17 protein-coding genes, 1 rRNA gene and 1 riboswitch are annotated in these 18,257 nt (G+C 65.6%); of the genes, 6 read left to right on the forward strand and 12 right to left on the reverse strand.

The genetic code is table 11. From position 1 onward, the window contains the following. Window positions 1-112 precede the first annotated feature (112 nt). Window positions 113-225: ribosomal RNA gene (gene rrf / locus IT472_RS11100) — 5S ribosomal RNA — on the forward strand. 183 nt (window positions 226-408) lie between these two features. Here the strand turns inward: rrf and IT472_RS11105 are convergent. Continuing rightward, complete coding sequence (locus IT472_RS11105; protein WP_297181573.1) at window positions 409-792, reverse strand: GtrA family protein; 384 nt, start codon at window positions 790-792, stop codon at window positions 409-411. Window positions 793-863: 71 nt separating this feature from the next. On the opposite strand from IT472_RS11105, the gene glmU reads away from it, so the two are divergent. Together glmU and IT472_RS11115 are read left to right on the forward strand one after the other, a co-directional pair. Further along, the gene (gene glmU, locus IT472_RS11110) at window positions 864-2,234 is read left to right on the forward strand and encodes a bifunctional UDP-N-acetylglucosamine diphosphorylase/glucosamine-1-phosphate N-acetyltransferase GlmU (RefSeq protein WP_297181574.1); all 1,371 of its coding nucleotides are present in this window, start codon (window positions 864-866) and stop codon (window positions 2,232-2,234) included. Beyond that, entirely contained in the window at window positions 2,231-2,590 is a 360-nt protein-coding gene (locus tag IT472_RS11115; protein ID WP_297181575.1) for a helix-hairpin-helix domain-containing protein, read from the forward strand. Before glmU ends, IT472_RS11115 begins: the two co-directional genes overlap by 4 nt. Here the strand turns inward: IT472_RS11115 and IT472_RS11120 are convergent. The 7 genes from IT472_RS11120 to IT472_RS11150 form a co-directional block, all read right to left on the reverse strand. After that, entirely contained in the window at window positions 2,541-3,851 is a 1,311-nt protein-coding gene (locus IT472_RS11120; protein WP_297181576.1) for an ATP-binding protein, read from the reverse strand. The genes IT472_RS11115 and IT472_RS11120 overlap by 50 nt on opposite strands. Continuing rightward, complete coding sequence (locus IT472_RS11125; RefSeq protein ID WP_297181577.1) at window positions 3,851-5,191, reverse strand: sigma-54 dependent transcriptional regulator; 1,341 nt, start codon at window positions 5,189-5,191, stop codon at window positions 3,851-3,853. The genes IT472_RS11120 and IT472_RS11125 overlap by 1 nt, the downstream gene beginning before the upstream one ends. Window positions 5,192-5,212: 21 nt before the next feature. After that, window positions 5,213-6,454, reverse strand: coding sequence for an FtsX-like permease family protein (locus IT472_RS11130; RefSeq protein WP_297181578.1), 1,242 nt, complete (start codon window positions 6,452-6,454; stop codon window positions 5,213-5,215). A gap of 62 nt (window positions 6,455-6,516) precedes the next feature. After that, window positions 6,517-7,818: an ABC transporter permease gene (locus IT472_RS11135; RefSeq protein WP_297181579.1), complete on the reverse strand. Its 1,302-nt coding sequence runs from the start codon at window positions 7,816-7,818 to the stop codon at window positions 6,517-6,519. A gap of 133 nt (window positions 7,819-7,951) precedes the next feature. Further along, window positions 7,952-8,668 (reverse strand): ABC transporter ATP-binding protein, encoded by a 717-nt coding sequence (locus IT472_RS11140; protein WP_297181580.1) that lies wholly within the window; start codon window positions 8,666-8,668, stop codon window positions 7,952-7,954. Window positions 8,669-8,695: 27 nt separating this feature from the next. Next, window positions 8,696-8,905 carry a hypothetical protein gene (locus IT472_RS11145; RefSeq protein ID WP_297181581.1) on the reverse strand — a complete coding sequence of 70 codons (210 nt, stop codon included), beginning with the start codon at window positions 8,903-8,905 and terminating at the stop codon, window positions 8,696-8,698. A 14-nt stretch (window positions 8,906-8,919) separates the two neighbouring features. After that, on the reverse strand, window positions 8,920-10,236 hold the full coding sequence (locus tag IT472_RS11150; protein ID WP_297181584.1) for an efflux RND transporter periplasmic adaptor subunit: 1,317 nt from the start codon (window positions 10,234-10,236) through the stop codon (window positions 8,920-8,922). A 276-nt stretch (window positions 10,237-10,512) separates the two neighbouring features. Between IT472_RS11150 and glmS the strand changes: the two genes are divergently transcribed. Together glmS and IT472_RS11160 are read left to right on the forward strand one after the other, a co-directional pair. After that, a complete protein-coding gene (gene glmS / locus IT472_RS11155) occupies window positions 10,513-12,345 on the forward strand; it encodes a glutamine--fructose-6-phosphate transaminase (isomerizing) (RefSeq protein ID WP_297181586.1) in 1,833 nt (610 codons plus the stop codon). Continuing rightward, window positions 12,342-13,661: a thymidine phosphorylase gene (locus IT472_RS11160; protein ID WP_297181587.1), complete on the forward strand. Its 1,320-nt coding sequence runs from the start codon at window positions 12,342-12,344 to the stop codon at window positions 13,659-13,661. The genes glmS and IT472_RS11160 overlap by 4 nt, the downstream gene beginning before the upstream one ends. Before the next feature lie 11 nt (window positions 13,662-13,672). Here the strand turns inward: IT472_RS11160 and IT472_RS11165 are convergent, their stop codons facing one another. From IT472_RS11165 to IT472_RS11180, 4 genes are all read right to left on the reverse strand, one after another. Next, window positions 13,673-14,098: a cytidine deaminase gene (locus IT472_RS11165; protein ID WP_297181588.1), complete on the reverse strand. Its 426-nt coding sequence runs from the start codon at window positions 14,096-14,098 to the stop codon at window positions 13,673-13,675. Between the two features lie 107 nt (window positions 14,099-14,205). Further along, the gene (locus IT472_RS11170; protein ID WP_297181589.1) at window positions 14,206-16,083 is read right to left on the reverse strand and encodes a TonB-dependent receptor; all 1,878 of its coding nucleotides are present in this window, start codon (window positions 16,081-16,083) and stop codon (window positions 14,206-14,208) included. A 125-nt stretch (window positions 16,084-16,208) separates the two neighbouring features. After that, a riboswitch (cobalamin riboswitch) is annotated at window positions 16,209-16,439 on the reverse strand. 23 nt (window positions 16,440-16,462) lie between these two features. Further along, window positions 16,463-16,834, reverse strand: a complete 372-nt coding sequence (locus tag IT472_RS11175; protein WP_297181591.1) for a TfoX/Sxy family protein — start codon at window positions 16,832-16,834, stop codon at window positions 16,463-16,465. Beyond that, entirely contained in the window at window positions 16,831-17,316 is a 486-nt protein-coding gene (locus tag IT472_RS11180) for a GAF domain-containing protein (protein ID WP_297181592.1), read from the reverse strand. The genes IT472_RS11175 and IT472_RS11180 overlap by 4 nt, the downstream gene beginning before the upstream one ends. Before the next feature lie 65 nt (window positions 17,317-17,381). Here IT472_RS11180 and IT472_RS11185 point away from each other — a divergent pair, with 65 nt between their 5' ends. Then, the gene (locus IT472_RS11185; protein WP_297181594.1) at window positions 17,382-18,116 is read left to right on the forward strand and encodes a TMEM175 family protein; all 735 of its coding nucleotides are present in this window, start codon (window positions 17,382-17,384) and stop codon (window positions 18,114-18,116) included. The last annotated feature ends 141 nt before the right edge of the window (window positions 18,117-18,257 follow it).

Here is an 18,257-nt window from a genome sequence, read left to right on the forward strand (position 1 = left end):
ACTGCAGATCCCCCTTGAGAGCGTGTGCGCTGCTGTTAATGTGCGTCCCTGCACAAGAGCCTGCACATCCTTGTGCAGACTTCTAAACAAGCGAGCGACCCTCCACCCTCTCCCTGGTGACAACAGCACTGTGGTCCCACCCGATCCCATCCCGAACTCGGAAGTGAAACGCAGCCGCGCCGATGGTAGTGTGCATCCGCATGCAAGAGTAGGTCATCGCCAGGGCCTTATCCCAAACCCCCGATCAGATATCTGGTCGGGGGTTTTTCTTGGATGCAGCGTTGACGAGTGCGCACACCCGCCCGGCGCTGTCGCCGCGCAGCGGCGGACTGCAACAGGTCATCGCCAGGGCCTTATCCCAAACCCCCGATCAGATATCTGGTCGGGGGTTTTACTTGGGCCGAATCCTCAGCGCCGATAGACCCAGTGGCGTGACAGCAGAAAGCCCAAGCCGGCGGTGATGATGTCGCCGACGGGCTTGAGCAGCTGCGCCGTGCGCAGGGCGGTGTGGTGGGCGATGAGACCAACCCAGGCGGTGTTCAGGGCGGTCATGACGATCCAGACCAGAACGAATCGCAGGCCGGCGCGGCGGCTCAGCCCGTGGCGCTGCCCGGCAAATGTCCAGCGCCCGTTGAGCCAGAACCCGAACAGCGCACCGCAGACCCGGCCGATCACGTTGGCGGCTGCGATCGGCAGCAGCCACTGACTGAGCACCAGTACGAGGGCATATTCCAGCGCCCACTGCAGCAATCCGCTGATGGCATACCGTCGAATGTGGCGGGTCAGGGTCATCGCGGCCATTGTCGCTGAAGCGGGCAACGTGTCGCGACCGGTAGAATTGCGTCCAACTACGAGGACTTCCCATGACACAACCGCTCCACGTCATCATCCTGGCCGCAGGCGAAGGCAAGCGGATGAAGTCCGCGCTTCCCAAGGTGCTGCAACGCATCGCCGGGCAGCCGATGCTTGCCCATGCGCTGGACGCAGCGCGGGCGTTGGCACCGGCTGGCATCCATCTGGTGTACGGGCACGGTGGCGATGCCGTGCGCGCTGCGTTTGCCGATCATTTCGGTTTGAAGTGGGCGCACCAAGCGCAGCAGCTTGGAACGGGTCATGCCGTCATGCAGGCGATGCCCGGCGTTCCCGATGGCGCCCGCGTGCTGGTGCTGTACGGTGATGTCCCGCTGGTGACGCCAGAAACCTTGCGCAGGTTGCTTGGCAGCACACGCAGTCTTGCCGTATTGGCGGCGGAGTTGGATGACCCGACCGGCTACGGCCGGATCGTGCGTAATTCCGAGGGCCACGTGGCGGCCATCGTCGAACAGCGCGATGCCGATGACGAACAGCGCCGGATCCGGCTGGTGAACACCGGCATGATCGCGGCCGAGGCGACAGCGCTGCGGCGCTGGCTGTCCGGCGTGCGCGCCGACAACGCCCAGGGCGAGCTTTATCTGACCGACGTGTTCGCCGCCGCCGCGCACGAATTTGCCGCGGCGGAAGTCGTGCTGATCGACGATCCGATCGAGGCCGAAGGCGCGAATGACTCATGGCAGCTGGCCCAGCTGGAGCGTGCGTACCAGTCGCGCCAGGCAAAGCTGTTGTGCGCCGCCGGCGCGCGGCTGGCCGATCCGGCGCGGCTGGACGTGCGTGGCAGCGTCAGCGTGGGCCGCGATGTCGAGATTGATGTCGATGTCGTGTTCGAAGGCGAGGTGACGCTGGGCGCTGGCGTGCGCATCGGCCCGTTTTGCCGGATCAAGGATGCGGTGATCGGTTCCGGCAGCGTGGTGCGCGCCCATTGCGACATCGAGGGTGCGAATGTGGACGGCGCGGCGCTGATCGGCCCGTTTGCGCGGCTCCGTCCCGGCACCGTGCTCGCCGATGGCGTGCACATCGGCAACTTCGTCGAGACCAAGAAGGCCACGCTGGGCCCCGGCAGCAAGGCCAATCATCTGAGCTACCTCGGTGATGCCGTGGTCGGTTCGGGCGTCAACATTGGCGCCGGCACCATCACCTGCAACTACGACGGTGTGAACAAGGCGGTGACGACGATCGAGGACGGCGCTTTCATCGGCTCCAACAGTGCGTTGGTGGCACCGGTCACCATCGGCGAATGCGCGACGATCGGCGCCGGCTCGGTGATCGGCAAGGATGCGCCTGCCGGCAAGCTGACGCTGACGCGCTCGCGGCAGGAAACCCTGGATAGTTGGCAGCGACCGCAGAAGAAGACCCCATGAATCCCGCCAAAGTCCGGCGCGAGGCGGTGCGCGTGCTGACCGACTTGCCCAACGTCGGGCCGTCGATTGCGGGCGATCTGCGCCTGCTGGGTATTGAGCAACCGCAGCAATTGCTCGGTCGCAACGCCTGGGACATGTACGCCGAGTTGTGCCTGATCACGCGCCAGCAGCATGACCCCTGCGTGATCGACGTGTTCCTGTCACTCACCGATTTCATCGACGGTGGCGAGCCGAAACTGTGGTGGCACTACACCGCGCAGCGCAAGGCCGTCTCGGCCACGCAGGTGGCGGGGCCCGGCACCGATGCTACGCGGGCAGTACCATCGAGACGCACAAGCCGCCACCGTCGCGATTGAGCAGGGCGATGCGCCCACCGTGGGCTTCGGCGATTTCGCGGGCCAGTGCCAAGCCCAGCCCGGTACCGTGGCGCTTGGTCGAATAGAATGGCAGCAGGGCATTGGCCAATACCGCTTCGTTCATGCCGCTGCCGCGATCGAGCACATCGATCCGCCAACCGTCGGCGATACGGCGGATCGACAGCCGCACGTCGGCGGCCGCACTGCCGGATTCATGCGCATTCTTCAGCAGGTTGATCAGTGCCTGCTCCAGCTGTGCAGCATCGAAATGCGCCACGCCATCGGCAGGGTGCAGATCAGCGACGCATTCGACCTGCGTTTGCAGTTGCGCGACGAAGCGCGACCATTCCACCGCAGCGGTGCGCGGCGCAGGCATCTTGGCGAAACGCGCGTAGTCGCGGATGAAACCTTCCAAGTGGCGGGCGCGTTCTTCGATGGTGGCCAATGCTTCTGGCAGGCGATCATGCTGGCCACGGCGCAGCAGTTCGGTGCCGGAATGCGCGAGTGAAGCGATCGGTGCCAGCGAGTTATTGAGCTCGTGGCTGATGACGCGGATGACCTTTTTCCAGGTCTGCACTTCCTGTCGGCGCAACTCGGCGGTCAATTGCCGCAGCAGCAACAATTCGTGCAAGCGGCCGTTGAGGCGGAAGCTGCGTCGCGACAGGTGGAAGATGTCCTCGTCGTCCTCGCGGCCGACGGTGAACATGCCGTCACCGCCGCGTTCGAACGCTTCGCGTACCGCAGGTTCGGCATCGTCCAGGAGACTGCCGAACGCACGACCTTCCAGGCGACGCCCCTTGCCCAGCATCCGTCGGGCAGCGAGGTTGCCGAGCACCACGCGCTGGTTGGGATCGACCAGGATCATCGCGACCGGCGTGTTCTGCACCATGGTGTCCAGCAGCAGCTCGCGTTGCACCAGTGCCAGCCGCTGTTCGCGCAGGGCATCGCCCAAGGCGTTATGGGAGGCAACCAGCTCGCCGATGTCGGCAGCACCGTTCCAGCGGATGCCGAAGCTGAAATCGCCGTCCCGATAGCTGGCCACGGTGCCGGCCAGGGCGCGGAACAGCGCCCGCGTCGGTGCCAGCACGCGCCGGATCGTGATGCCGACAAGACCGCCGATGACCACGGCTGAGGTCGCAGCCGCAAGCCAAGGCAACAGCCAGCGACTCAGCAGCGCGGTGCCGCCAGCGGCTCCGAAGATGCCGATCACCGCGATGGCGGTCAGCTTCACTGCGGTCGACAGGCTGCGGAGCGCGCGCATCAGTCGCGGGCGATGCCGAGGCGATCAAGCCGACGGTACAGCGCTTGCCGCGAGAGTCCGAGTTCGGCGGCCGCCTGCGCAAGCACGCCACCACTGCGCGCCAAGGCGGCTTCGATCGCGGCACGGTCGGGCTCGTCGGCCACGCTGCCTGGCACCGGAGGTGACGCAGCCGGCAAGCCGAGATCTGCGGCGCTCACGGTATTGCCTTGCACCAGCAGTGCGGCGCGTTGCATGACGTTGCGCAATTCGCGCACATTGCCCGGCCACGGATGGCGTTGCAGGGTGCGCTCGGCGTCTTCGCCCAAGCGTTTGCCGGCGGGCAGGAAGTGCCGTGCCAATGGCAGGATATCGCGCGGACGCGCCGCCAGCGACGGGATGCGCAGCTCGATGCCGTTCAGGCGATAGAACAGGTCCTCGCGGAATTTTCCTTCCGCGATCAAGGCCGAAAGATCGGCATTGGTGGCGCTGACCACGCGCACTTTCACGCTGCGCTCGCGGTTGCCGCCCAGTCGCTCGAAGCGGCCGGTTTCCAGCACCCGCAGCAGCTTCACCTGCCCGGCCAACGGCAAGGTGCCGATTTCATCGAGGAACAGCGTACCGCCATCGGCGGCCTCGAACTTGCCTTCGCGCGATTTGTTGGCGCCGGTGTAGGCGCCGGCTTCGGCACCGAACAGCTCGGCTTCGATCAGCTCGCTGGGCAAGGCGCCGCAATTGACCGCCACGAACGGGCCGTCCTTCACCGCCGAATTGGCGTGCAGGATCTCGGCATAGCGTTCCTTGCCGGCGCCATTGGGGCCGGTGACCAGCACCGGGATATCGGCGCGCGCCACCTGGCAGGCCAGGCTGAGCACGGATTCGCTGGCAGGATCGGCAAACACCAAGCCGCGCAGGTCGTAGTCGCGCTCCAGCGCGTTGCGGCGTTGCCTGCTGCCGGCGCGGGTTTGTGCCAGTTCGTGTCGGGCTTCACCCAACTCCAGCAGGTTGTTGACCGTGGCCATCAACTTGCGGTCATCCCACGGCTTGGCGAGGTAATCGGCAGCACCGGCCTTGATCAGCCCCACGGCGGCTTCCAGATGCGTCCATGCGGTGAGCAGGATCACCGGCAGATCGGGATGCTGTTCGCGAATGCGCTGGAACAACGCCACGCCTTCGTCGCCGGAGGTGGTGTCGGCGACGAAGTTCATGTCCTGGATCACTAGGTCGACCGGCTCGCGTGCAAGCAGGTCGAGCCCGGCCTTGGGCGATTCCGCACGTAGGCTGCGCAGCTCATTCAGCGAGAACAACACTTCGAGCGCCGTGCCGACCGCAGGGTTGTCATCGATGATCAGGATCGTGGGCATGGCCGGATTGTAGAGGCAGGCTCAGGCCGAACGGGTGGCGATGGCCGGCGGCACAGAGGCTGCGCGACGGGCGGGGCCGAATACCGCGATCTGGCCCAGCAGCCACAGCGCCAGCGCGCCGATCGGCAGGTAGTACAGCGGCAGCCGCGGCAGCTCGTACTTGCTCATCAGCAGTTGGTTGAGGGCGAAGGCCAGCAGCATGCCCAGTGCGATGCCGATCCCGGCCAGCAGGAAGTTCTCGGTCTGGAAGTAGCGCAGGATCTGGCCCTTGGTGGCACCCAATGCGCGCCGGATGCCGATCTGCTTGGTGCGTTGCTGCACCCAGAAGCTGGCGAGGCCGACGATGCCGAGTGCGGTGATGAGCAGCAGTCCCACGCAGACTGCGCCGAGCAACCAGGCCATCGAACGCGGGGCTTGGTAGAACGCGTTGCGCAGTTCTTCGAAACTCTTGCTGTTACTGTCGAGGATGATGCGGTCGTTGCCTTGCGCGCGCAGCACCCGCTTTGCGTCCTCCAGCACCTCGGCACGGCGGCCTGGCTCGGTGCGGATGACGTAGTTGCCACCGACGTTGTAATGCGTGCGGATGGGCAAGACCATCGAGTATTCACGTGCCGACGGCCCACCTTGCATGCCGGGGCGGACAAGGTGGTCGAGTACGCCGACGATGCGGGTAGGTGCCATGCCGTCGGTGTAGATGGGCTTGCCGATCAAGTGTGCAGGCGGCACGCCGGGGAACAGTTTTTCTGCCATCTTCCGGGTGATGATCACGGAGGGGACGGCAGAGGCTGCGCCCGACTTTTGCACCATGTCGTAGTCGAGGTACTCGTCGGCGTTGAAGTCTCGACCGGCGACAAGCTTGGCGCCGAAGGTCTCGAGGAAGTGCTCTTCCGCCATGTACAGCGTGGCATGGAGGGTGGACTGTTCCTGGCCCGGCGTCACGTTCACGCCGCTGTTCCAGGACATGTTCACGAACGGCACCTGGTTGACGATGGTGGCGTCCTTGACGCCCGGGATCGCGCGCAGCGCAGCCAGGTCGGTGCGGGTCCTGGCGACGGTATCGGGGTCATTGCCGATGGCGGTGATCTGGATACGCACCAGTTCGTTCTCAGCGATGCCGCTGCTCTCGTGGATCTGCGTTAGGCGGTCACCGATCATGAACAGGGCATTGCAGATGATGGCGCAGGTCAGTGCGATTTCGAGCACGATCAAGGCGGCAGCGGTCTTGTGTCGCGCCAGCGTGGACAGGATGGGACGGATTTCCATGGTGTGCTCCGGGAGCTTGATGCCCCACTCCAACGGGGAGAGGGGCGCAGGAGAAAGCAGGGTCATTGCGACTTCAGTTGAATGGCCGGCGTCACCTGCATCGCCCGCCAAGCCGGCAACAGGCCCGCCAGCAGACTGGCGGCGATGGCCAGCACAAACGTGACCAGCAACATGCCGACGTCGAGATGCGCAAGCTTGGCGTAGCTGGCCGGTTGCAGGCGCACTGCCCACAGGCCCAGCAACGACAAGCCCAAGCCGACAACGCCACCGGCCACGCCGATCATCCCGGCCTCGATCAGGCATTGCTTGAAGATTTCCATGCGCGATGCGCCCAGTGCGCGGCGCACGCCGATTTCGCCACTGCGGCGCAAGAACTTGGCCAGCAACAGGCCGACGGTATTGACCAAGCAGACCAGCAGGAAGCCGAAGCCGAGCCAGAGTTGCATCACGACATCACTGGGCACCACCTTGTTGAACTGCAGCCATTCCATGACCTTGCGCAGGCGAATGCTGGTGGGCCGTTCGTAGCGCCCAGCCTTGCGTTGCAGTTCGGAATAGCGGGTCAAATAATCGCGATAGGCTTGGGCCTGTGCCGACGTGTCGAGCTGGACCCAGTACTGGATCCACACGCAGGGCGCGTTGAGGCCGGTTGGGTCGTCGTGGGGGTCATTCCAGCAGTCCAGGCTACCGCCGCGTGCCATCTGCAGATCGCGCGAGGTGGAAAACGGCAGGAAGACGTCTTCGCGGTCGCCGTAGGTGTCCTGGTTCATGTCATAGAACGCCGGGATCGGCTTCCAGTCGTCGAGTATGCCGACGATGGTGAAGTCGCTTTGGTCCAGTCGCAGTGTGTTGCCCACGCTGTTGGCGCCGTTGAACAGGCGCTGGTTGAGCGACTTCGAGATCACGGCCACCCGCGCGTGGGCATCGTCTTGTTTCGCGGTCCAGCCATTGCCGTACAGGAATGGCACGGCGAACATCGGGAAGAAGTCTGCGCTTGCATAACGGGCGTCACTGAGGAAGGGCATCAGCCCGGCGCGTCCCGGGGTGACCGAAACGCTACCGCTGGTCATCAGCGCCTGGCGGTCACCGCGGCGTTCGCGCAGCAATGCTTCTGCATCGAACCGGGTTACTTGGGCGGGGGGCTCATCACCGGGTCGATAGCCGCGCATCGTCTGTGGATCCAGTTGGACGTAGTACAGACGGTCGCTCTTGCTTGGGATCGGGTCGCCGGACAGCACATGGAACACCGTCAGCGTGGTCATGCATGCGCCGATGCCGAGTGCGATCGCCAGCACCATCAGTGCGGTCAGCACCTTGTTGCGCTTGAAACTGCGCAGGGCGAGGTTGAGGTAGTAGCCGAACATGGCAGGGTTCCTGTGTTTCCTTCTCCCTCCGGGAGAAGGTGGCGCAACGCGCCGGATGAGGGTTTGGTGGGGCTGGGTCCCGGCGCGTGCCGAACCCTCACCCCAACCCCTCTCCCTGGGGGGAGAGGGGCTTTCAAAGTGAAGCGGTTGCGACGGGTGCGGCGCGGGCGAGTACAGGTGCCACGCTGAGATCGGTGGCCATGCCATCGACGATGTGCACATTGCGCTGCGCGCGCGCGGCGAGCTCGGGGTCGTGGGTCACCATCACAATGGTCGTGCCTTGTTCATTGATGTCCTCCAGCAGTTCCAACACGCTGCGCGCCATCTGCGAATCCAAGTTGCCAGTGGGTTCGTCGGCCAGCAGCAGGCGCGGGCTGCCGGCGAGGGCGCGGGCGATGGCGGCACGCTGTTGTTGCCCGCCTGAGAGTTCCGCCGGATAGTGCTTCATGCGTGAGCCGAGGCCAACGAGGCCCAGCGCATCCTCGATCCGCAGCTTGCGCTCGGCGGCCGTCATGCCGCGGTAGCGCAACGGCACGTCGCAGTTGTCGAACAGGTTGAGATCGGGAATCAGGTTGAAGCCCTGGAAGATGAATCCGATCTTCTCGTTGCGCAGCTTGCTGCGGGCGTTGTCGGACAGGCCTTTGACGTTGACGCCGTCGAGCGAGTACGTGCCGCCGGTGAATTCCTCAAGCAGTCCGGCGATATTGAGGAAGGTGGTCTTGCCTGAGCCAGACGGACCGGTGACCGCGACGAACTCACCATCGGCCACGTGCAGGTCGAGCGAGCGCAGGGCGTGGGTTTCCACCAATTCGGTGCGGTAGACCTTGGTGACTTGCTGCATGTGGAGCATGGGGGCGGTTCCTTGGGTTTGGTGAGGTCAGCGAACGCGAAACGCATTCGTGCCGGAAGGCGTGGGCAGATAGCCAGTCTGGGAGCGTTGATTGCAGTGCGCGCTGTTGGCAGCGGCTGGCGTAGAACTGCGCAGGGCATTGAAATCGATCAGTTGAGTGAGGCGCAGTGGCACGGCATCGGCCAATTGCTGCGGGGTCCAGCGGAATCGGGGAGCTTGCGAGAGAGTCGTGTTCATGGCGAGTTGTTCCTTCAGTTGCCAGAGATGCGGACGCGGTCCGCGTTGTCGAACTGGTCGCTGCCGGAGACCACGATGCGGTCACCGGCGTTCAGTCCGGAGAGAATTTCCACGGCGGCCAGGCTCGAGGTGCCGAGGCGGATCGGGTGCCGTGTTGCGGTGCTGCCATCGACGACGTAGGCAACGCGGCCGCCGTCCTGTTCCACGAACGGACCGCGCTCGACCTGCAGCACATTCCTGCGGGTGTCCATCACGATCCGCACCGACAGGCGCTGGTTCTGGCGCAGCTCGGGCGGTTGCTTGCCTTGCGCGAAACGCACGCGGGCAGTGACTTCACCGTTCACCACTTCGGGTGACACTGCGGAAATTTCACCGGCGTAGCGCACATCGTTGGCGCTGATCTGCGCCGGCATGCCGATGCCGAGGTCGCGGGCGAAGCTTTCCGGGACCTTGATCTCGACCTCGAACCGGCTGAGGTCCACCACGCTCAGCACCGGGCCGTTGGCGGTGACGCTGGTGCCCTGCGGCACCTGCACCTGGCCGACCTGACCATCGAACGGCGCACGCAGGGTGAGGGCGTCGACCTGGCGGCGTGCCTCATCCACCACGGCACGTTGGCGCTGTGCCTGCAGTTGCTTGTTGCGTGCATCCAAGCCTGCGCCCGCGCCTTGCAGCTGGCTGTCGCGACGGGCGGCGGCCAGGCCGATGTCGGCTTTCTTCAGCATGTCCTGCGCCCGCGACAGATCGTTCTGCGACACCGCGCCACCGGCATAGGCGCGTTGGTAGCGTTCGAGGTCGCGCATCGCCGCGGTGCGGTCGATTTCGGCCTGCTCCAGCGCACGTTGTGCATTGGCGCGGGTGATCTGCGCATCCAGCAGGGCGCGGCTGGCCTCGGCCTCAAGGCTGGCGAGAGTGGATTCCTCCTGCACCAGCGTGCTGCGTAACTCCGGGCTGTCGATCACGGCCAACGTCTGGCCCTTGATCACCTTGTCGCCGGCCACGATGGACAAGCGCACGGTGCCGGCGGCGATGGCATACAGGGTGGGGCTGTTGGACGCGATGACCCGGCCTTCGGCGCTGAGGTCGCGGACCAGGTCGCCGCGCTTGACCTCGGCGATGCGGATGCGCGTGCTGTCGAAGGACTGCGCGCCACCCAGCCAGCTCGAGGCGACCCAGCCGGCAGCAGCCAGCAGTGCAACACTGCCGACGATCACGCCGCCGCGCTTGCGTAGGCCGGAGGCGCTACTGGCGGCGAGGACCTGATCCTGTCCGGCGGTGTCGCGGATGCGGCGGCGGTCGGGCGTCTGTTCGGGCGTGTGCGGCGTGTCCATGCCCACAGTTACGCAACAAGCGTGCCAACGCTACCCTACTGATATATATGGATTTAATTTTGCTTGTAGCTGTCCGTCCGCTGGGATCGGGCGTCCGCGAGGTCGGATCCGGTGCGTTGGGCAGCGGCGGGTAGGTCGAGTGAGGTTTGGGCCCAAGGCGCATCGGAATCAATCAACGAAGCGATCAATTCCCGGCCGACCATCCCTGGTCGGTAGGCAACGCCGAACAAATCGGCGTTGCCTTAAACTGCGCGTTCGCCTCAGGAGCATTGCCGCATGTGCGGAATCGTCGGTGCCATTGCCAACCGTGATGTCGTCCCGTTGTTGGTCGATGGCCTGAAACGGCTGGAATACCGTGGCTACGATTCGGCCGGGATCGCCGTGGTCGAGGATGACGCCGTGCGGCGGGTGCGTCGCACCGGGCGCGTCGCCGAAATGGAGGCGGCCGCGGCGGCCGAAGGCGTGCATGCACACCTCGGGATCGGCCACACCCGCTGGGCCACCCACGGTGGCGTCACCGAGTCCAACGCGCATCCGCACGTCAGCCATGGCGAATTGGCGCTGGTGCACAACGGCATCATCGAAAACCACGAGGCGCAGCGCGCGCGCCTGCAGGCACTCGGCTACACGTTCGAATCGCAGACCGACACCGAGGTGGTCGCCCACCTGATCCACCATTACCGCGCGCAGGGCGCGAGCCTGCTCGGTGCATTGCAGCAAACGGTGAAGGAATTGCACGGTGCCTACGCGCTGGCGGTGATCGACAAGCGCGATCCGTCGACGATGGTGGCCGCGCGCATGGGCTGCCCGCTGTTGATTGGTCTCGGGGACGACGAGAACTTCGTGGCCTCCGATGTGTCGGCCATCGTGTCGGCCACGCGCCGGGTCATCTTCCTCGAAGAGGGCGACACCGCCGAACTGACCTGCGATGGCGTGCAGGTGTTCGACGCCGACGATGCGCCGATCGAGCGCCAGGTCCACCTGTCGGATGTGTCGCTGGCATCGCTGGAGCTGGGCCCCTACAGCCACTTTATGCAAAAGGAGATCCACGAGCAGCCACGGGCCATCTCCGACACCCTGGAAGGTATCGTGGCGGCGGGTGGCTGCGATCCGGCCCTGTTCGGCGTTGATGCGGGCAGGCTGCTTGCCGATGTCGATTCCGTGCAGATCCTTGCCTGTGGCACCAGTTACTACGCGGGGCTGGTGGCGCGTTACTGGATCGAGGCCATCGCCGGGATTCCCTGTGCGGTCGATATTGCCAGTGAGTACCGCTACCGCGAGGTGGTCGCCAATCCACGCCAGCTGATCGTCACCATCTCGCAGTCCGGCGAAACCCTGGACACGATGGAGGCGCTGAAGCACGCCAAGGCGTCCGGCGCCGCGACCACGCTGGCGATTTGCAACGTGCCGGAAAGTGCGATTCCGCGGGCCAGCCGCTTGCTGTTCCTGACCCGTGCCGGCGCCGAAATCGGGGTGGCCTCGACCAAGGCCTTCACCACCCAGCTGGTGGCGCTGTTCGCGCTGGCAGGTGTGCTGGGCAAACTGCGCGGACGCATCGATGGCGAACGCGAAGCCGGATTGCTGGACGAGTTGCGCCACCTGCCGGGCAGCGTCCAGCACGCGCTCAACCTGGAGCCGCAGATCGCTGCCTGGGCCGAACGCTTCGCCCCGCGCGAGCACGCGCTGTTCCTCGGCCGTGGCCTGCACTACCCGATCGCGCTGGAAGGTGCGCTCAAGCTCAAGGAAATCTCCTATATCCACGCCGAAGGCTATCCGGCCGGCGAGCTCAAGCACGGCCCGCTGGCGCTGGTGGACGAGGCGATGCCGGTGGTCGTGATCGCCCCCGATGATGCCCTGCTGGAAAAGGTGAAATCCAATATCCAGGAAGTGCGCGCCCGCGGCGGCCAGATGTTCGTGTTCACCGATGCCGACAGCAGCTTCGGCGCCAGCGACGCCGTCCACGTGATCCGCACGCCGCGCCACATCGGCGAGTTGTCGCCGCTCGTGCACGCCATTTCGGTGCAACTGCTGGCCTACCACGTGGCGCTGGCGCGCGGCACCGATGTGGACAAGCCGCGCAATCTGGCCAAGTCGGTGACGGTGGAATGACCGATTGGCCTGCCGCAGCCCTGATCCGCGCCAAGCGCCAGGGCCGCAGGCTGGATGCCGCGCAACTCCATTCACTGGCACAGGGCATTGGCAGTGGGCGTTGGAGCGAGGGGCAGGTCGGTGCGTTCGCGATGGCGGTGGCGCTGCGCGGGATGGAGGCGCAGGAGTGCAGCGACTTCACCCTGGCGCTGCGGGATTCCGGTCGCAGCCTGAACTGGGACGATCTGCCCGGCCCGGCGCTGGACAAGCATTCCACCGGTGGCGTCGGCGATTGCGTAAGTCTTGCGCTGGCGCCGCTGGTGGCGGCCTGCGGCGGCTTTGTGCCGATGCTCTCCGGGCGCGGTCTGGGCCACACCGGCGGCACGCTGGACAAACTCGAAAGCCTGCCCGGCTACAACGCCTATCCCACGCCAGATCGCCTGCGCGCGGTGGTGCGCGAGGTGGGTTGTGCGGTGATTGGCCAGACCGATGATCTGGTGCCGGCTGATCGACGGCTGTACGCGATTCGCGATGTGACGGCCACGGTGGACGTGCCCGAGTTGATCGTTGCGTCGATCCTTTCAAAGAAGCTCGCTGGCGGCGCGCAGGCGCTGGTGCTGGACGTCAAGGTCGGTAACGGTGCGCAGACGCCGGAGTGGGCGGATGCGATCGCCTTGGCGACGCGGATGCGGGACGTGGCCAGCGGCAGTGGGTTGACCCTGGCGCCTTTGCTGTCGGACATGGGGCAGGTGTTGGGGCGCGATGCCGGTAATGCGCTGGAGGTGCGCGCCATCCTCGACCTGCTGATGGGCGCGCCGTCCTGCCCGCGGCTGCGCGCGTTGGTGTTGACGGAATCGGCACGCTTGCTCTGTCTCGGCGGGCTGGCGGACGATGACGAAGACGCGCACGCGCGGCTCGAACGGGCGCTGGCCAGCGGCGCGGCCGCCGAGCGCTTTGCACGCATGGTGGCGGCGTTGGGCGGACCGGCGGATGTGCTGGAGCACCCAGGCCACCACCTGCCGATTGCGCCGGTGCAGGTGGTGATTCCTGCGCAACGCGCAGGTGTCGTGCAGGGGATCGACGTGCGTGGTTTGGGTGAATGCGTGATTGACCTGGGGGGCGGGCGCCGCACGCCATTGGCCAGCATCGACTCTGCGGTGGGCCTGTCGGAGATTTGCGAACAGGGCGAGCGCGTCGAGGTGGGTCAGCCGTTGGGGATCGCGCACGCGCGCACCCGAGACGCGGCCGAGCGCGCGGTGGCACAGGTGCAGGCGGCATTCACGCTGGGGGAGGGTGCCCCAGCAGTGGTGCCGGCATGGGAATGGCTGGACGCCTGAGGCTCGGCGCCTTACGCCTGCGGGAAGCTGAATCGGTAAGGCAGCAGCGCGTCGGCGCTGATTTCCAGCCAAGCGCCTTCCGGGGTATGAAAACTGACCAAGGCATCGGGACCAAACTCGACGATTGCCTGGCGGCAGGCGCCGCAGGGTGTGATGGGCAGGAGTTCGCCGTCTTTGGCCGAAACGGCGGCAACGGCGATGGCCTCGAGACGGAAGTGGCTGCCCTCCGCCTGCACTGCCGCCGCGATTGCGGCGCGCTCGGCGCACATGCCGATCGGGAAGGCGGCGTTCTCGACATTGCTGCCGGTATAGGTCCAGCCGCTCACCGAGCGCAATGCGGCACCCACGTGCAGGCGCGAATACGGGGCATAGGCTTGCCCCGTCGCCTGTTCGGCAAGGTCACGCAGATCCTCGCAAGTGTTGGCACGCGCATTCATGCGCCGGATGCTTGCACACTCCGCGAGCCTGCGTGCGTGGAGATTTCCGGAAATGTGACCGGGTGCCCAACCTCCTTGTCGGGCATTGCCGAAGGTGATGGGCTCGCTCAGTCGGGCTGCCAGCGCAAGCTGAGGCTGAAGGTGCGGCCGGGCTGGTTGTACCAGGCACTGGTTTCGTAGCGCTTGTCGAAGGCGTTGTTGACGTTGCCCTGCAGGGTCCAGCCGGGCGCGAAGCGCCACTGCACGCGCGCATCGAGGGTGCCGTAACCGCCGACGCGCAGGGTATTGGCAACATCGTCCCAGCGCGAGGATTCGCCGATCACGGTGATGCCGACGCGCCAATCACCAATCGTGCGATCGAGATCGAGTCGGGCGCTTTGGTTCGGACGGCGCGCCAGTCGCAGGCCATGTGCGAAGCCGGCGCTGGTGTTGCGTGCATCCAGCCAGCCGATTTGGCCACGTGCGGTCCAATCACCGCGCTGCAATTCGCCCGTCAGTTCGAGCCCGCGGATGCGAGCCGTGTCGACGTTGCCGGGTTTGAAGATCGTCGCGTCCCATGCAATCAGGTCGTGGACCGAGGTGACATAGGCATTGGCCTGAACGCGCCAGCCGTCACCGCTGCGGGCCAGCGACAGCTCACTGCTGTCGGAACGTTCCGGGCGCAACAACGGATTGCTGTAGCCGGGGTAATACAGTTCGTTGAAGCTCGGCGCCTTGAACGCGGTGGCGTGGCTGGCCGTGATCCGCCAACCGCTGCCGAAGTCATGGCCCCAGGCGATGCCGCCGGTGACGTGGCTGCCGAACTGGTCGTTGTTGTCCTCGCGCAGGCTCAGCTGCCAATCGTGGCTGCCGAAATCGCCCTGATATTGCACGAACACGGCGCGGTTGCCGCGCGTGGGGGCAAACGGAGACCACGGGTCGACCACGTTGGCAGTGTCGCGCAGCCAGTCGAATCCTGCGGTCAGCACCTGCCCGCGGGCGACGGTGAAATCCCCCTGCACACTGGCGCTGCTGCGCGTGCTGCGGTAGCTGTTGACGAAGGCATGTCCGAGGTAATTGTCGGATGCGTCGACGTTGCGACCGACCGTCAATGCCACCTGCACCGCCGTCGTCGGCGACCAGCGGACGCGCCCGCCGACCACCTGCTGCAGGACGTCCGAATTGTCGGTGTAATCGCCATCGTAGTCGTTGTGGCCGGTGGCACGGAACGCGCGCCCATCGAACTGCCATTGCGTGTTGGGCGCGTAGTCGGCACGCAGGGTGACGCTGTTGTTGCGGTAACCGTCGCGGTCGAGATGGGTACCGGGCACGATGAAGCAGCCGGCGCCGATCCAGGTGTTGGGATCGTAGGTGCCGGAACAGGCATTGATGCCGTTGGTGGACTGGTGCGCAAGATCAAGACCGACGCCGCCGCGCGCACCACGGATGTCGATGCCGGCGGAGGCTTCGCGCAAGCCGTGACTACCCGCGGCGAGGCGGGCATGGCCGTGCACGCCCTGGCGGCTGCCACGACGGGTGAAGATCTGGATCACGCCGCCGATGGCGTCCGCACCGTACAGCGAGGAACGCGGACCGCGCACGATTTCGATGCGCTCGATCTGATCCAGCGGGATGTCCTGCAGCGCGGCGAAGCCCGCGGTGGTCGCGCCGATCCGCACGCCATCCAGCAGGATCAGGGTATGGTCGGATTCGGTACCGCGCAGGAACAGGGTGCTCAGCTTGCCGGGGCCGCCTTGGTTGACGATGGTGATGCCGGCGCGTCCGCGCAGCAGGTCCGGCAGCGAGTACGCGCCACTGGCGTCGATTTGCTCGCGATCAATCACCTCGACCGCGGCCAGCGATGCATCGACCGTGGTGGCAGTACGGGTGGCGGTGACGACGACCGGATCCAATGAGGTCGGATCATGTTCTTGTGCAGCCAGGGTGTTGCAGCCGAGGCAGGCGGTTGCCAGTGCAGCAAGGCGGAGGGTGGATTGCAGGTGCATGAGGGTCTCCGGCGCGCACGCCCGCGCGCCTTGGTGGGGGAAGGCGGTCACGGCGCGGAGGAAATCGGCGGATCGGCGCAGGCGACAAGGCGCAAGCACGCAACTCGCGCGATGCCCGCCGCATCGCAACCAGACGTGCTTCGGGCCGGTCTCCGGGCTCGCGGGCGGAACGCCATTCGACGTTCCCGCTCGACGCCTTCCCATGCAATGCACAGTGGCCGTTGTCGAGCTTGTCTCGCTTACCGTTGCGGGGGCAGCGCCGGAATGGATGCGCACGAGGCACATCGTCACCGGCTTCCCGTTTCAATCCTGCGGCGGGCTATCGCCGCGGGATCACCTGAAGCGGCGGTATTGTAACGGGTTTGCGCAGCAGCGTGGATCAGCCTTCGCTGGTTGTGCCGCGCTCGTCATCGAACAGGCTGGGCGCGGGCATCGCAGCTTCTTCGTGATGCGTCACGTGTACTGGCGCGGCGGCCGGGCGACCGCGCGGCGGTGGCAGGGCTGCCAGTGCGTCCTCGACGACCCGGGAAAGTTCGCTGCGACGCGCTTCCGGCACCTCCTGCCAGTGGCAATCGAGCAGCGCGCCTTCGAGGGAGTAAAGCAAGTTCAAGCTGGGCTTGAAGCCGGCACGGCGCACCTTCACGAAGGCCGCGGCAGCACCGATGGCGGCAAGGTCCCCGCGGCTGCGCAAACCGACCTGGCGCAGCCAGGCAGCCGATTTGGGGCCGATGTTGCGGAGTTTGTCGGTCATTCCACTGACTCCAGAAAAAAGGCGGCGATGGCTTCCAGTCCGTGCTGGTCATCGGCATCGAAGCGCGCGAGCCGCGGGCTGTCGAGGTCGAACACACCGATCAGCCTGTCGTTCTTGAACAGCGGGACGACCAGTTCCGAACGACTGGCCGAATCACAGGCGACATGGCCGGGGAAGGCGTCCACATCCTCGACCCGCTGGGTTTCGCGAGTGCGCGCTGCTGCGCCACAGACGCCCTTGTGCAGCGGGATGCGCACGCAGGCCGGCAGGCCCTGGAACGGGCCGACCACAAGTTCGGTACCGTCGAAAAAATAGAACCCGACCCAGTTGAGGTCGGGTAGCGCGTGATACACCAGCGCCGACAGGTTGGCGGCATTGGCGATGCGGTCGCGCTCGCCGTGCAGCAGCGCGTGCGCTTGCCGCAGGAGTTGTTCGTATTGTTCCGGCTTGCTGCCGGTGAGGGAGATGGCGGAGAAGCTCATGTCGGCAGTGTAGCAACGGAGTGCCGATCGATTACCATCGTCGCCGGGACACCCTGGATGCGTTCATGGACCTGTCGAAACTGCCGGTGGAAGGCGGTGTGCGCCAGCGCGGCGAGCAGGTGACGCGGCTGGAAACCTTCGTCGATGCGGCGTTCGCCTTCGCAGTGACCTTGCTGGTGGTGTCGTTCGACGCGATGCCGTCCAGCTTCGCCGAGTTGTATGACGCGCTGCGCCGACTGCCGGCGTTCCTCGCCGGATTCGCGATCCTCGCCTTGTTCTGGCAAGGGCATCATCGCTTCAGCCGCAACTTCGGCCTGGAGGACGGCACCATCGTCTTCCTCAGCCTGACCCTGGTCGCGGCGACCATGTTCTACGTGTACCCGCTGCGGATGGTGATGTCGGCGGCGATGATGTTCTTCACCGGCGGCTGGGCCCCCAGTGAATTCAAGGTGTCGAGCATGACCGAGTTCCGTTTGATCTTCGTGATCTACGGCGTGGGCTTCGCGGTGCTGGCGACGCTCATCGCTTGGATGAACGCGCATGCGCTGCGCAAGGCGGATGCCCTGCGATTGGATGCGGCCGAACGACTGGCCACGCACGCGGAAGTTGTCGCCCACTTGGTGCTGGTCGGTTGCGCAGCGCTGTCGATAGTGCTGGCCTTGGTCATTCCCGTAGACAGGGGCTGGATGCATGCCCTGCCGGGCCTCGCATACGGCCTGCTGGGAGCGGTGATGCCGTGGATATCGATCCATTACGGCCGCCGCGTGCAGGCACTGGCCGCGCTGCGTGAGGCAGGCTGATGTTCGCGCTCTACGGGAACCTCGAATAACTGGTTTTTGCTCGTCATTCCCGCGAAAGCGGGAATCCATTGCCTTTGTATTCAATGACTTGAAGATGCTCACTGGAGCCTCGAGCCAGATATCCGAGGTTATTCGAGGTTC

It is taken from the genome of Thermomonas sp., from assembly GCF_020850895.1.
In the GTDB taxonomy this organism is placed as follows: Bacteria; Pseudomonadota; Gammaproteobacteria; order Xanthomonadales; family Xanthomonadaceae; genus Thermomonas.